The sequence below is a fragment of the Mycobacterium yunnanensis genome (assembly GCF_025823185.1).
GTDB lineage: Bacteria > Actinomycetota > Actinomycetes > Mycobacteriales > Mycobacteriaceae > Mycobacterium > Mycobacterium yunnanensis.
Genome location: NZ_JACKVK010000020.1, coordinates 1 through 13,733 on the forward strand (window position 1 = coordinate 1; position 13,733 = coordinate 13,733).

The window sequence follows — 13,733 nt, forward strand, 5'->3', positions numbered from 1 at the left end:
CTCAACGCCTCCAGAAACACCCCGCGCGCCGCCGCGGGAACCGTTTTGCTGCCGTGCTTGCGAAACCCCATCGAACAACACCCCTCAACCAATCAGGTGTTGCAGCGACCACTTGAGTCCGCCGTCTCGAATCGCGATCTCCCAGCACACTCGATGCGGGGGTGGGCGTCAGGCAGCCGAACCCTTGAGTGCGTCACGCGCACGGTCGAGCAGCGAGGCGAAGGGGCCAACGGCGAAGTTGACGGCAGCCGATTCGACACCGGGATGCGGATGCGTCGGGGCGATGCGCTCGGCGAAGACGACGGCGTCGGTGAGCTTCTTGAGCTCCGCGGCGTCGAGCTCCTCCTCCAGGCGGGGGAACTCCTCGGTCTCCTCCTTCTCGGCATGGGCGAGGACCGCGGCCTGCAGGTGGATGAGCGCCTTGCTGAACTCGGCGGTGCCGCATTCGAGCTTCTCGATCTCGGCCAGCGCGACCTTGGACTCGTGCTCCTCGGCGAGACGGGCGTCGACGATCTCGTCGCCGCCGTCGACCTTGCGGCGCACGCGGGGGTGCACCATCATCTCCTCGGCCGTTTCGTGCACGGCGAGCATGGCGCGCAAGGCGTCGAACGACTTCTGTTGCGTTGCAGCGTCGGCCGCGTCGAGCGTCTCGACGAACAACCGCTTGATGGCGTCGTGCTGATCGGTCAGGAACGTGACGACGTCCTGGCCGGTGCTGATGGTCCTGTCGGACATGGAGATACCTCCTGGTGAGCCTACGGATGGTGGCGCGCTGGGCTGGGCGCCGTCGTCGACCCCGTACCCGACGGCCGTACCGGCGAAACGACGGCGACGGCGATCGGTGTCGCGTCAGTAGCGGTCCAGTTCGACCAGCCGCTCGTCGCTAATGCCGAAGTGGTGGGCGATCTCGTGGAGCACGACGTGCTTGATCTCGCGGTGCAGCCGGCTCGGATCAGCGCCGAACAGACGGGTCAGGGGACCACGGAAGATGCTGATCTTGTCGGGGAGTACCGCGCTGTAGGCGGTGGTCCGCTTGGTCAGCGGCACGCCCTGGTACAGCCCGAGCAGTCGTTGTCCGGCGGGCGGCTCGTCCTCCACGACGATCTCGACGTTGCCCATGGCGGCGAGCAGTTCGGCGGGCAGCGAGTCCACCGCCTCGTCGATCGCCGCGTCGAACGCGTCGTCGCCTTCTGACGTCTCCACCCTTCGAGAGTGCCAGAACGCGAACTCGTGCACCCGGTTCACACCCGCGACGCCTCTACGCTGATGGGGTGACGACGACGACACCGCCGACGGGCGACGCCATGACACGGCATCGCTGATGCGCCGCGACGATCTGCTCGGGGCGTGGCACCTGAAGTCCTACACCGCCGAATCCGACGGTGCGGTCGACGAGCCGTTGGGTTCTGACCCGCTCGGCATCATCATGTACACCGCGGACGGGTACATGTCGGCACAGCTGATGCGCCGCGACCGGCCCGACTACGACAAGGCGGTCACCGACGGCGGCACCCCGGAGCAAACCGCCTCGGCGGCAAGGGGTTACCTCTGCTACAGCGGGCCGTTCACACTAGACGAGGCGGCCGGCGTGGTCTCCCATCACGTCGAGGTGTCGCTGTTGCCCAATTGGGTGGGCGGCACCCAGGTCCGGCAGGGCCGGCTGGAAAATGGGGTGCTTGAACTGCGGGCCGAGCTGGTGTCGCGCAGGGGAGCGACGACGACGCACGTGCTGACCTGGCGCCGCGCCCCGTCTCACTAGCGGCGCCGGCAGATCGGGCTCCGCCTCAACTAGAACGTGTTACATTTTTGGCGTCCGGAACCCGAGGAGCCAATGAGTAAGACCCGGTCACTGGTGATCGTCACCGCCGCCTACGTCGTCGCCATCGGGGTGGCCGCCGCCTGGCTGTGGTGGGGCCCCGACACCGGCCGGCTCTGGTTGAACACCCTCATCGCCGACGTGCTGGGGACGCTGGTCATCTTCGCGTTCAGCCGGGCCTACCGAAACTCCAGCTTCTACGACGCGTACTGGAGCGTCATCCCGCCGCTTCTGCTGTTCTGTTGGTGGAGTCAGGCCGAGCCCGGGGTGGACCCGCTGCGCTGCTGGCTGATTGCGATCGTGGTGTCGCTGTGGGCCATTCGCCTGACGGCCAACTGGGTCTACGCCTTCCCCGGTCTGCACCACGAGGACTGGCGTTACCCGATGTTCAAGCAGCGGGCGGGGCGCTTCGAGGCCGTGGCGGACCTCGTCGCCATTCACCTGATCCCGACGTGCCAGGTGTTCCTGGCCATGGTGCCTGCCTATGTCGCCGTCACCCGGCCCGGCGCGGGCATCGGGTGGCTGGCCTGGCTGGCCGCCGTGATCGGCCTCGCAGCCGTCGCCCTCGAGTTGGTGGCCGACGTCCAGATGCACCGGTTCGTGCGCGACCGTCGACCGGGAGACGTAATGGACCGCGGACTGTGGAGCTGGTCGCGGCACCCGAATTACTTCGGCGAGTTCGGTTTCTGGTTCGCCGTCGCCCTGTTCGGCATCGCGGCGGCGCCCGCCGACTGGTGGTGGCTGATCGTCGGTGCCGCCGCCATCCTGGCGATGTTCCTGGGCGCCAGCATCCCCATGATGGAGGAACGCAGCCTGCAGCGACGGCCGGCCTACGCCGACGTCGTCGACCGCGTGTCCCGCTTCGTCCCCAGGCCACCGACGGCTCGGGGGCTGCCGTGACCAGGAAGCGCGTCGTCGTCGCCGGTCTCGGCGACAGCGGGATCCTGACCGCCATGCGGCTGGCCAGGCACGCCGACGTCGTGGGCATCTCGGCCAAGCCGGCCCTGGTCAGCGGCCAGGAACTGGGACTGCGGCTCAGCAGGCCCGATGACTGGTCGCGTGACTACTGGATCGCGTTCGACCGGTTCCGCGGGCTGGACCGCGTGCGCACCGTGCACGGCCGGCTCACCGGCCTCGACCCCGTCGCGCGCCGCGTCGAGCTGACGCGCCACGACGGCACGCGCAATCACGAGGACTACGACGCGCTGGTCATCGCCACCGGGGTGGCGAACGGTTTCTGGCGTCGGCCGGCGCTGCAGTCCGCGGCGGACGTCGCCGCCGACCTGCGCGCCGCGCACGATCGCGTCGCCCAGGCGGAGTCCGTCGTCGTGATCGGCGGCGGTGCGGCCGCGGTCAGCAGCGCCGCCAACGTCGCCCGCACCTGGCCCCGCACCAGGGTGGACCTGTACCACCCCGGCGAACGCCCGCTACCCGCGCACCACCCCAGAGTCTGGAGTCGCATCCGTCGGCGCCTGGCCGACCTCGGGGTGGGTGTGCACGACGGCCATCGCGCCGTCGTGCCAGACGGATTCGCGTGCGACGAGATCACCACCGGCGCCGTGCACTGGAGCACGGGGCAGGAGCCGGTGACGGCCGACGCGGTGCTCTGGACGATCGGGCGGGTGACCCCCAACACCGGATGGTTGCCGTCGGACATGGTCGACGACGACGGTTTCGTGCGCGTGACGCCCGATCTGCGGGTGCCCGGGCGGCCTGGGTTCTTCGCCATCGGTGACGTCGCGGCCACCGATCCGTTGCGCAGTTCGGCCAGGAACCGGGCCGACGGGATGCTGGCCCACAACGTGCGGGCGGACTTCGACGGCCGCCCGTTGCGCAACTACCGGCCGCCGACGAGGCGATGGGGCTCGGTGCTGGGTGCCCAGCCCGACGGCCTGGAGGTCTTCGCCCCCGACGGCCGTGCCTTCCGGTTCCCGGCGTGGTCGGTCGACCGCATTCTGCAACCGGTGATCGTGCGGAGGGGCATCTACCGCGGCGTGCGGCCCTGAGGGGGCCTCAGCCGAGTTTGACGCACAGCGCGATGCCGTCCCCGGTGGGGATCGTGACCGACAGGTAGCCGTTGGACGGGTCGCTCAGATGGGCCATCAGTGGACCGTGAACGTCACTGCCCCAGTCCATCTCGACGTCGTCGACCAGGATCAGCGACCCCGGATGCAGGGAGGGCTCCAGCAGGCGCAGCACCGGCAACGCGAGATCTGGCCAGCCGTCAAGCAGCACCAGGTCGACCTCGCCGGGTACCTCGGTGAGCGTGGTGAGGGCGTCGCCGACGCGGAGGTCGACGAGGTCCGACACACCGGCCTCCTCGAAATTGCGTTGCGCGGCAAGGGCTTTGTCGTGCTGCAGCTCGGTGCCGATGACGATGCCGCCGCCGTTGTCGCGGACCGCTGCGGCCAAGTGGATGGTGGAGACGCCGAACGACGTGCCGTATTCGACGACGGTGCGGGCGCCGGTCGCCCTGGCCAGCAGGTACAGCAGCTGGCCACCGTCAGACGACACCGACATGTACACGTCCTTGAACAGCTCGGCGCGACGTTCGGCGCTCAGATGGGCCGGGAAGCCCTCGATCCCGGTGGCGGCGAAAGCCTGCGGGTCGTGTTCCTCTTCGGCGGTCAACATGCGTTGCAGGACAACGGATACCGGCTCGGTGTGCAGGGTGGAGGCCATGGCGTGAATCCCTTCTCGTGGTGACGAACTCCAACGTAGGATCGAGTCGGATTACCGTCCAGTGCATGTTTGATAGGAAGTGATTGCCAAAAGTGGAATCCAACCTGGACCTCAACCTGTTCGTCGCCCTCGACGCGCTGCTCGACGAGGGCAGCGTCGGCGGTGCGGCACAGCGGCTGCACACCTCGGCACCGGCGATGAGCCGGACGCTCGCCAGGCTGCGGCGCATGCTCGACGATCCGATCCTGGTGCGTGCCGGTCGGGGGATGGTGCCGACGCCGCGGGCCCTGGCGATGAAGGGCCGCGTGCACGAGCTCGTCGAGCAGGGCCGCCGGCTGATGAGCGCGGAGGACCGCGCCGACCCGGCCAGCCTGCGGCGCACCTTCTCGGTGCAAATCGGCGACCTGCTGTCCAACGGCATCGGCGCTCGGTTGGTCTCGCGCGTCCGTGACGAGGCCCCCGGGGTGACGCTCCGGTTCGTTGGCGACAGCCACGAGGACACCGACGGTCTCCGCGACGGCAGCGTCGACCTCGAACTCGGGCAGATGCGTCGTACCCACCCGGAGACCCACGTCGAGGAGCTCCTGTCCGACCGGATGGTGGGCGTGCTGCGGGCAGGGCACCCGCTCGACGGCAAACGGGTCACGCTGGCGCGGTTCGCCGCTGCCGAACACGTGGTGTCCTCGCGACGCGGGCTGCTCACGGGGCCGGTCGACCCCCTGCTCGTCGAACGAGGGCTCCGGCGCCGGGTGGCGGTGTGCACGCCGACCGCGCTCGCGGCGTTCCACCTGATCGCCGGGAGCGACCTCGTCGGCATGGCACCGTAGGCGATCACCCGCGACACGCTGGCCGACTTCGGGCTGCGCTCCTTCGAGATCCCGCTCGACCTGCCGACGCTGGACATCGGCGTGTCGTGGCATCCCAGGCATGACGCCGACGGCGCCCACCGGTGGTTGCGGCAGTGCGTGCGCGACGCCGTGGCGGACATGTCCGAATAACGATTCGATCACACAAATCACGGCGTGAATCACGATCACTTAAGAGTCGGGGCGAAATCCTGAGGACATTGCCGATGACGCCGCGAAATTCGTACCGAATTGTCGGGTTTCTCACGTCATTTCACGTAACGCCTGGTTGAACCGCCGCGATCGCCTTCGTTTCGCGTCCTGGCAGTCCCCTGTGGGATGCGTACCGTGGAATTCGGGTCCAGGGACAGGCCCGAATTCCGCAAAGTCTTTCCAGAGGAAATCGATCATGAAATTCAGTGGCATCGCCATGCTCTTCACCGGAATCGCCGCCGCCGCGACCATCGCGGCGCCGGCCGCCTCGGCTGCGCCCGACTGCAGCGGACCGGGCGTGGCCAACACCGTCAGCTCCGTGACCGGCTCGGCGCGCGACTACCTGCGCGCGCACCCCGGCGCCGATCAGGTGGTCAACGCGGCGCGCAACCAACCGCGCGGCGAGGCGGCGGCCAACATCCGGAACTACTTCACGGCCAACCCGCAGGAGTACTACGAACTGCGCGGCATCATCGCCCCGATCGGCGACACGCAGCGAGAGTGCAACGTCTCGGTGCTGCCGGCGGACCTGCAGTCGGCCTACGCCGAGTTCATGGCAGGCTGACCTACCAGGTGTCGACGAACCGCGGTCGCCGGGCATCCCGTGGGTGTTCGGCGGCCGCGGCCAGCGTCGCGCTGATCAACCGCCGGGTGTCGGCCGGGTCGACGACATCGTCGATCTCGAAGAGCGTCGCGGCGTTGAGCGCTCGGGCGTTCTCCTGAGCCGCGGCGGTCGCCTCGCGGACGCGCTGCTCGCGCTCCTCGTCGTCGACGATGGCCTCCAACTCCTTGCGCATCCCCAGCCGGACCGCCCCCTCCAGGCCCATCGGCCCGAGGTGAGCGCCCGGCCACGCCACCGTCAGCAACGGCTCGTGCAGGCTGCCGCCGCACATCGCCTGTGCGCCAAGGCCGTACCCGCGCCGCAGCACCACCGCCACCAGCGGCACGCGGATCGACGCGCCGGCCACCAGGAGTCGAGAACCGTGCCGTACCAACGCCTCTGCCTCGGCGGCGGGCCCCACCATGTATCCGGGGCAGTCGACGAGGGACACCACGGGTAACCCGAACGCGTCGCACAACTGGAGGAAGCGGGCCGCCTTGTCGGCCGCGCCCGAGGTGATCGCCCCGGCCGTGAACCGGGTGTCGTTGGCCAGCACGCCCACCGGTCGACCGTCGATGCGGGCCAACGCCGTGACCATCTCGGGTGCAAACCGTTGCCGCAGGAACGTCACGGAGCCCTCGTCTGCCAGGGTCTCGATGACGGGACCGACCGGGTACGCCCGACGGGCCCGCTCGGGAACCATCGTGCGCAAGGCGGTTTGGTCCGGGACGCGGCCGGGGGTGGTGGGACCGCGGAAGTAGCCGAGCAGCTCCTTCGCCGTCGCCACCGCGGCCGCCTCGTCGGCGACCACCACGTCGACCACCCCGTTGGGGGCTTGCACGGAGATCGGGCCGACGTCGTCGGGCGCGACGGTGCCCAGGCCTCCGCCGGCGATCATGGCGGGGCCGCCCATGCCGATCGACGCGTCCTCGGTCGCCACGATGAGATCGGCGCAGCCCGCGATCACGGCGTTGCCTGCGAAGCAGCGGCTCTTGACCACGGCGATCCGCGGCACCAGGCCGGACAGGGCCGCCCACAGCTTGAACGCCCGCACGTCGAGCGAGGACACGACCGGGTAGTCGGTGTCGCCGGGACGGCCGCCGCCACCCTCGGCGAAGAACACCGTCGGCAGGCGCAACCGCTCGATAACGTCGAACAAGCGGTCCTTCTTGCGATGTCCCAGCGCGCCCTGCGTACCCGCCAGCACCGTGTAGTCATACGCCAGCACCGCGCAGGCCGCGCCGTCGACCGTCGCCGTACCCGCGACCATGCCGTCGGCCGGCGTGTGGGCAATCAAATCGTCGACGTCGCGCCGAAGGCGTTGGGCGGCAATCGCATAACGGCCATATTCGACGAAGGATCCTGGGTCGACGAGATCCGCGACGTTCTCCCGAGCGGTGCGCCCACCGGCGGCACGTCGGCGCTGCACGGCGTCGGGCCGGGCGGCGTCCTCGGTCAGTCCCCGGCGGCGGAGCAACTCCACCAGGTCGTCACGCATCGGCTCGTCGGTCGCCATGGATTCTCTCCCGAGGAATAGTGTGTGCCCGATCACGGGTTGGGTGGGACATGACCAGCTCTTCATTCAACCCGCGAACCCTGCTGGCCGAGGCGCGACTCGGCGTGCTGGCGACCATCAAGGCCAACGGCCTGCCGCAACTGTCGCCGGTGACCCCGTACTTCGACGAGGCCGCCGACGTCGTGTACGTGTCGATGACCGAGGGACGGGCGAAGACCGCCAACCTCAGGCGCGACCCACGCGCGGCGATCGAGGTGACCAGCTCGGACGGCTGGGCGTGGGCCACCGCGGAGGGCACGGTCACGCTGACCGGGCCCGGCACCGATCCCCACGGGCCGGAGGTGGAGGCGCTGGTCGACTACTACCGGCGAGCGGCGGGAGAACACCCCGACTGGGACGAATACCGGTCGGTGATGGTGTCGGATCGCCGGGTCCTGATGACACTGGCCGTCGGGAAGGTCTACGGCGAAGCCATTCGCTAACCGTAGAGTTCCTCGAACTTCTTGATCGACTTGTCGATGTCGCCCTTGACCGAACGCGCCGCGGCCATCCCGATGGGCCCGAACAGCGGCGCACCGCCCAGGTCGATCTTCAGTTTGAGCTCGCAGCCCGCGGAGTGCGGCTTGACCGACATGCGCAGCGCGTACTTGGTGCCGCCGACGCCGTCGCCGGTGATGTCGATCAGCCGGGGCGGGTCGTATTCCTGAACCGTCCAGGTGACGCGGTTGCGCAGTCCCTTCGCGCCCGCCACGCCGACGAGGGTGGTCCCCACGGTCAGCTCGTCGGGCAGGTCGCAGCGCCAGCCCTGGTGCATCGTCAGCCAGTCCCCGAGCGAGGACAGGTCCTCGACGTGCGACCACGCCTGCTCGGGGCTGATGGTCAGTTTGCGGGACAGCTCGACCTTCGCCATGGGCACAGGCTAACGCGCGGGTACCCGGGGGACGGCGGCGGCAATGGCGTCGAGCACGGCGGGGTATCGCTTGGCCTCGCGGTGACCTCCCGGCTTGCCGCTGCTGACCACCCCGACGGCGAGATCGCGCTCGGGGTCCGCCCACACCGCGATGTCGACCAGGCCCGTGTGCCCGAAGGCCGCGGGAGCGTCGAGACCGAAGGGGCCAAAACGCTTGGATCCCAGCATGTATCCGGTACCCCAGCGCATCGGCATCAGGCCCATGGCGATGTCCGGGCGCAGCCTGCGGGCTTGAGCGGTGGCCGCGCGCAGCGTCTCGGGTGCCATCACGCGCACCCCGTCGAGTTCACCGCCGCGGCGCAGTAGCTCGGCGAAGCGGGACAACTCGTGTGCCGTCGACACGGTGCTCGACGACGGCACGACGCTGGTGAGGAACTTCGGTGTGTTGGTGAACGGGATGATCTGGTGCGTCGTCCCGCCGACCGCCAGCTTGAACGCCGCCGCGATGGGCGGGGGCAGCGGCTTTCCGGTGGCGTGACTCGGTGCCACCAGCGGAACGTCTTCTGGCGCAACGCCGTAATTGGTCCACCGGAAGTCCAGCGGGGTCAGGATCTCGTCGGCCAGCACGTGTCGGATGTCCTTGCCCGTGGCGGCGGAGATGATCTCGCGGGTGAGCGGCCCGAAGGTGAGGGCGTGGTAGACGTGAACCATGCCCGGCGGGTAGATGGTGCGCAGGTTGCCCAGCATCTCCCGGGCGTACTCGCTGTCGTTCATCCGTCGCAGGTCGGGTTTGGGGCCGGTCGCGAAGGGCACGCCCGCGCTGTGAGTCAGCACGTGGCGGATGGTGGTGCGATCCTTCCGATGGCTGGTGTAGGTCGGCAGGTACTGGCAGACCCGATCGTCGAGGGAGAACACCCCACGCTCGGCGAGCAGGTGAAACACCGTGGTGGTCATGGCCTTCGCCGCGGAGTAGACGCAGAACGGCGTCGTCGTCCGCACCGGGACCTTCTCGGCGTCCACCGGGTCCTGGGGGCCGTTACCCCAGCCATGGCCGATCGCCCGGTCGAGGACCACTCGGCCGCGGTGACGCACGCACACCTGGATGGCGGGGTGCATGCCAGCGGAGTACCAGTGCCGGGTGGCCTGCCAGATGCGGTCGACGGCTGCCGAGTCGACGCCGCTGCGGTCTTCCTCGGCGATGTCGGTGACCGCGTCGAGATCACCGGGTACGCGGATCCGGCCGTCGGCGGTCACGAGGTCGTCCTGCGCAAGGTCGCGGCGAGGTGGTGCTGAAGTGGCTGACCCACCGCGCCAAGGCGAAGGGTGTAGGTCAGTTCGTCACCGACGACGCGGAATGAACGGCTCAGCGCGGTAACGTCCTTCGCCGTCGAGGTCAGCCCGATCGACGTCGCCACGAGCTCCAGTTCGACGGCTTCGTCGGTGACGGTCAGGGTGCCCTCCTGAATTTCGGTGACCCCCGTGGGGTGCGCGAGCACCAACTCGACGCGCCCGCGGGACGGGGCCCGCAGGTAGCCGGCCTCGGCGTGCAGCGGCCGACCGTCGTCGGCAGCCTTGGTGCGCTGGGAGTAGGCGAGGAACGGCTTGCCGACGTGACCAAACGAGACCTCCTCCAGGTACTCGAAGGACGGAATCGTCGGGTACTCGCCCGCACCGGCACCCGCCCAGGTGCCCAGGAGGGTCGCCAGGTCGGAGAGCGCGGGATGGAGGTCGGTCACCGCTGCGAGTCTAGAGGCCGGCGGCGTGGCCGATCAGAACGGCGAGCCCACCCCGTCGTTGCGGGCGCGAATCGCTTCCTCGGTCATCGGGACGAGCATGTCCAGGCCGAACCGTGTGGCCTCCTCCTGCACCCGTTCGATCAACGGGCGGAGCCGCCCCTCGTACGCACGAAAGGCGGGTTCGAGCTGGCCGTCGTGCTCCTCGAGGGCAGTGGCGAGGGCGGCAGCCCCGCCCAAGGCCAGCGACCCGCCTTGGCCAGCGGCTGGTGACGCGCAGTAGCCGGCGTCGCCGACGAGGGCGACGGGGCCCGTGCTCCAGGAGGGCATGCGAATCTGAGCCAGTTCGTCGAAGTAGAAGTTTGGCGCAGCGTCCACCGCGGCAAGCAGCTCGGCAGTCCGCCAGCCCGCGTCGGCGAAACGTTCTGCGATGACCCGTTGCTGCTGCCGCTGGTCTCGTCGGTCGTACGCAATCTTGTCGTCGGTGGCGAATACGAAGATGACGTCCGTCTTGTCCTGGTAGGCGTTCAGCATCACGGCCCTGCCGGGCACGTTGAACATGTGCATGGTGCCGCGCTCGATGAGCAACTCGTCGACGATCGAGACCGAGTAGTACCGACCCATGAAGTGCGAGTACCGTGCCTCGGGGCCAAAGCACAGTCTCCGTATTCCGGAATGCATTCCGTCGCAACCGATGACGACGTCATAGGTGGCGGTGCCTCCTCTCGCGAAGGTTACCTGGGCCCGGCCGTCGACCACGTTCAGCGCTGCCACCGAGTCGCCGAACACGACGTCGACGTCCTCCTCGACGGCGCCGAACAGGAGATCGAGCAGCACGTCGCGCTCGATTTCGACGTCGCGCTCGGGCGGCGAATCGTCGTCGCCTCGGACCACGATGGTGCGCTCGGTGACGTCGTCGGCGTTCTTGAATTCCCAGCGCCGCAACGACAATTGGTGACGACGGACGTCGTCGAGCAGTCCCATCCGTCGAACGACGTCGACGCACTCGTCCTGGATGTTGACCGCCGTCCCACCTCGCCGCAGGTCCGGGGCGGCCTCCACGATCGTCACGGCATAGCCGAGTCGGTGCAGCCAGAACCCGGTGGCCAAACCGGACAAGCTGGCGCCGGACACGAGCGCGGAACCTCTGGCAGACTGCACCGGTCAAAGTTATACTCAGTATAAAATTCGGTCAAGAGCTCCAGGCTGGGTAGAAAAGACGCCATGGCAGATCGTCGCGCGGAGAAGAAGCGCGAGACGCGGCAGCGAATCTCCGACGTCGCGACGGCCATGTTCTTCGAGCGCGGCTTCGACGCGGTCACGCTCGACGAGGTGGCCGAGGCGGCCCACGTCTCGAGGATGACGGTCTTCAATTACTTTGCGCGCAAAGAAGACTTGATGCTCGACCGGCAGGACGACCTGCGGTTGACGCTCCTCCGCGACGCCATCCGATCCCGGCCCGAAGGTCGATCACCCGCCGACGCGCTGGACACGTCGATCGCCGAGCTTCGGCGGCAAGGACATCCGTTCACGCGAGTCGACTCGGCCACCGCGGGGTGGTGGCGATTCGTCGCGGCCAGCCCGTCGCTGCAGGCCCGGCTGCACGAGCTTCACGACGAAGCCGCCGACGGACTGGCGCTCGAGTTGGGCGGCCCGAACCCCGACGGTCGGGCGCGGCTTGCGGCCGGGCTGATCGTCCTCGTCGTCCACACCGCTCGGCAGGAGTCGGTGCGACTCTTCGACGAAGGTGCCGCCACTCAGGACGTCACCAAGGCGTACTTCGAGGTGTATGCCCGAGGTTTCGACGCCCTGCGGCGTTTGACCGGTTGACGCGGTGTCCCTCACGGCAGGATGTTCTCGAGGTCCTCGAGTAGACCGGGATGCGTTGGCGCCCAGCCGAAGACCTCGCGGGTGTGCTGGCTAGTGGCCGGCTGGTCCATCGCGAAGATCTCACCGTAGGGTCCGAAGTCGGTGGTGGGTATCGCACGCACGGGCAGGCCCAGGCGCCGTCCGATGACCTCGGCGATGGCACGGACCGCGACCCCTTCCTCGTCGACGGCATGCCACGACGTGCCTGGCGCCGCCGACTCCAGGGCCAGCCGGAACAGCACGGCCGCGTCCCGCGCGTGCACGGCAGGCCACCGCTGCAACCCGTCGCCCGGATACCCGGCGACGCCGCGTTGCCTCGCCAACGTCGTGAGAAGCCCGGCGAAGCCGCCGTTTCCGTCGTCGTGCGCGGTTCGCGGGATGCGCACCGCGGCGCTGCGCACGCCCTGCTGCGCAAGCTCCAGCAGCGACATCACCGCGCGGCCACGTCCGCCGACGGGCCCGTCGGTCGGTGGGGGATCGGCCTCGGTGGACGCGCGTCCGTCGACCCATGGGGTTCCCGAGGCGACGACGATCGGTCGATCCGAACCCACCAGCTCCGTGCCCATTGCCGCCAAGGCCTCGGTCTCGACGCCGATGGCCTCGGTCAGCGCGGCCGGGGTGTCGGCTCGATGGTCGAAGGCGAGGTGGATGACGCCGTCAGTCCGTCGGACACCGTCGCGCAAGACGTCGACGGCGTCGATGTCGCCCCGCATCACCTCGACACCGGCGTCGGCCAGCGCCTTCGCCGAGGCGTCCGAGCGGGCCAGCGCGAGCACGGTGTGGCCGTGGGTCAGAAGCTCTGAGACGACGGGTGACCCGATGGTGCCGGTTCCGCCGGTGACGAAGACGTGCATGACGATGCTCCTAGCCGTGTGATGAGACCTTTGTCCCATCACCGTACGTCGTGATGGGACAAAAGTCCCGTCGCCTAGGATGGCGGCATGGGGCGATGGGCGCCGGGTGCGCGTCAGCGATTGGTGTTCGCGGCCGTCGACCTGTTCACCGAGCAGGGGTACGACGCGACCACCGTCGCGCAGATCGCCGAGCGGGCCGGTGTCACCAAGAGCACGTTCTTTCGGCACTTTCCGGACAAGCGGGAGTTGCTCGTCGCCGGACAGGAGGACATGTGCCGACTGCTGTCCGACGGCATCGAGTCGGCGCCCGCCGGCGCGGGCGCCATGACTGCGGTCGCCGCAGCGCTCGAGAACGCCTCCACCATGATGGGGCCCGACAATCGCGATCTTGCCCCGCGGATCAAGGCGGCCGTCTCGACGAGTGCCGAACTACAAGAGCGCGACGCACTCAAGTCGGTCAGCCTGGCGGCGGCGATGACGACCGCCCTGGTCGCCCGCGGCGTCCCGGAGATGACGGCGCACCTCGCCGCGGAGTTGGGGGTACTCGCGTTCAAGCAGGGGTTCGCGCGGTGGTCCGACGGCGACCGCCGTGACGGCCGGGACTTGGCAGAGCTATCGCTGGAGGCGCTCGACGAATTGCGGGTGGCATCAAGGTCGTTGGACTGATTTCAGCCCGGCTTACTTGTCAGACCCC

The 13,733-nt window shown here is 69.0% G+C and carries 17 protein-coding genes; 8 read left to right on the top strand and 9 right to left on the bottom strand.

Translation table 11 applies throughout. From position 1 onward, the window contains the following. Positions 1 to 168: 168 nt before the first annotated feature. Both H7K45_RS28960 and H7K45_RS28965 read right to left on the bottom strand, forming a co-directional pair. Complete coding sequence (locus tag H7K45_RS28960) at positions 169 to 735, bottom strand: hemerythrin domain-containing protein (RefSeq protein WP_263999628.1); 567 nt, start codon at positions 733 to 735, stop codon at positions 169 to 171. 114 nt (positions 736 to 849) lie between these two features. Continuing rightward, positions 850 to 1,203: a metallopeptidase family protein gene (locus H7K45_RS28965; protein ID WP_263999629.1), complete on the bottom strand. Its 354-nt coding sequence runs from the start codon at positions 1,201 to 1,203 to the stop codon at positions 850 to 852. Positions 1,204 to 1,321: 118 nt separating this feature from the next. Here H7K45_RS28965 and H7K45_RS28970 point away from each other — a divergent pair, with 118 nt between their 5' ends. From H7K45_RS28970 to H7K45_RS28980, 3 genes are all read left to right on the top strand, one after another. After that, entirely contained in the window at positions 1,322 to 1,759 is a 438-nt protein-coding gene (locus H7K45_RS28970; RefSeq protein ID WP_263999630.1) for a lipocalin-like domain-containing protein, read from the top strand. Between the two features lie 72 nt (positions 1,760 to 1,831). Continuing rightward, complete coding sequence (locus H7K45_RS28975; protein ID WP_263999631.1) at positions 1,832 to 2,716, top strand: DUF1295 domain-containing protein; 885 nt, start codon at positions 1,832 to 1,834, stop codon at positions 2,714 to 2,716. Beyond that, on the top strand, positions 2,713 to 3,822 hold the full coding sequence (locus H7K45_RS28980) for an FAD-dependent oxidoreductase (protein ID WP_263999632.1): 1,110 nt from the start codon (positions 2,713 to 2,715) through the stop codon (positions 3,820 to 3,822). The genes H7K45_RS28975 and H7K45_RS28980 overlap by 4 nt, the downstream gene beginning before the upstream one ends. A 7-nt stretch (positions 3,823 to 3,829) precedes the next feature. Here H7K45_RS28980 and H7K45_RS28985 read toward each other — a convergent pair whose 3' ends face one another. Then, positions 3,830 to 4,498 carry an O-methyltransferase gene (locus H7K45_RS28985; protein ID WP_263999633.1) on the bottom strand — a complete coding sequence of 223 codons (669 nt, stop codon included), beginning with the start codon at positions 4,496 to 4,498 and terminating at the stop codon, positions 3,830 to 3,832. 92 nt (positions 4,499 to 4,590) lie between these two features. On the opposite strand from H7K45_RS28985, the gene H7K45_RS28990 reads away from it, so the two are divergent. After that, on the top strand, positions 4,591 to 5,325 hold the full coding sequence (locus H7K45_RS28990; RefSeq protein WP_263999634.1) for a LysR family transcriptional regulator: 735 nt from the start codon (positions 4,591 to 4,593) through the stop codon (positions 5,323 to 5,325). A gap of 427 nt (positions 5,326 to 5,752) precedes the next feature. Then, the gene (locus H7K45_RS28995; protein ID WP_263999635.1) at positions 5,753 to 6,121 is read left to right on the top strand and encodes a heme-binding protein; all 369 of its coding nucleotides are present in this window, start codon (positions 5,753 to 5,755) and stop codon (positions 6,119 to 6,121) included. Position 6,122: 1 nt separating this feature from the next. On the opposite strand, the gene H7K45_RS29000 is transcribed toward H7K45_RS28995, so the two are convergent. Further along, positions 6,123 to 7,673, bottom strand: coding sequence for an acyl-CoA carboxylase subunit beta (locus H7K45_RS29000; protein WP_263999636.1), 1,551 nt, complete (start codon positions 7,671 to 7,673; stop codon positions 6,123 to 6,125). A 50-nt stretch (positions 7,674 to 7,723) separates the two neighbouring features. Here H7K45_RS29000 and H7K45_RS29005 point away from each other — a divergent pair, with 50 nt between their 5' ends. Beyond that, positions 7,724 to 8,155, top strand: a complete 432-nt coding sequence (locus H7K45_RS29005; RefSeq protein WP_263999637.1) for a PPOX class F420-dependent oxidoreductase — start codon at positions 7,724 to 7,726, stop codon at positions 8,153 to 8,155. On the opposite strand, the gene H7K45_RS29010 is transcribed toward H7K45_RS29005, so the two are convergent. From H7K45_RS29010 to H7K45_RS29025, 4 genes are read right to left on the bottom strand one after another with little or no spacing between them, the layout of a single operon-like run. Continuing rightward, positions 8,152 to 8,583 (bottom strand): type II toxin-antitoxin system Rv0910 family toxin, encoded by a 432-nt coding sequence (locus H7K45_RS29010; protein ID WP_263999638.1) that lies wholly within the window; start codon positions 8,581 to 8,583, stop codon positions 8,152 to 8,154. The two genes, H7K45_RS29005 and H7K45_RS29010, sit on opposite strands and share 4 nt — an antisense overlap. Before the next feature lie 9 nt (positions 8,584 to 8,592). Next, positions 8,593 to 9,837, bottom strand: coding sequence for a lipase LipE (lipE, locus tag H7K45_RS29015; protein ID WP_263999639.1), 1,245 nt, complete (start codon positions 9,835 to 9,837; stop codon positions 8,593 to 8,595). Further along, the gene (locus tag H7K45_RS29020; RefSeq protein ID WP_263999640.1) at positions 9,834 to 10,319 is read right to left on the bottom strand and encodes a peroxynitrite isomerase; all 486 of its coding nucleotides are present in this window, start codon (positions 10,317 to 10,319) and stop codon (positions 9,834 to 9,836) included. The genes lipE and H7K45_RS29020 overlap by 4 nt, the downstream gene beginning before the upstream one ends. Positions 10,320 to 10,352: 33 nt before the next feature. Continuing rightward, positions 10,353 to 11,477, bottom strand: a complete 1,125-nt coding sequence (locus H7K45_RS29025; protein WP_263999641.1) for an FAD-dependent monooxygenase — start codon at positions 11,475 to 11,477, stop codon at positions 10,353 to 10,355. Positions 11,478 to 11,540: 63 nt separating this feature from the next. On the opposite strand from H7K45_RS29025, the gene H7K45_RS29030 reads away from it, so the two are divergent. After that, complete coding sequence (locus H7K45_RS29030) at positions 11,541 to 12,146, top strand: TetR/AcrR family transcriptional regulator (RefSeq protein ID WP_263999642.1); 606 nt, start codon at positions 11,541 to 11,543, stop codon at positions 12,144 to 12,146. Positions 12,147 to 12,157: 11 nt separating this feature from the next. On the opposite strand, the gene H7K45_RS29035 is transcribed toward H7K45_RS29030, so the two are convergent. Continuing rightward, positions 12,158 to 13,039 (bottom strand): SDR family oxidoreductase, encoded by an 882-nt coding sequence (locus H7K45_RS29035; protein WP_263999643.1) that lies wholly within the window; start codon positions 13,037 to 13,039, stop codon positions 12,158 to 12,160. Between the two features lie 87 nt (positions 13,040 to 13,126). On the opposite strand from H7K45_RS29035, the gene H7K45_RS29040 reads away from it, so the two are divergent. Further along, a complete protein-coding gene (locus H7K45_RS29040) occupies positions 13,127 to 13,705 on the top strand; it encodes a TetR/AcrR family transcriptional regulator (RefSeq protein ID WP_263999644.1) in 579 nt (192 codons plus the stop codon). The last annotated feature ends 28 nt before the right edge of the window (positions 13,706 to 13,733 follow it).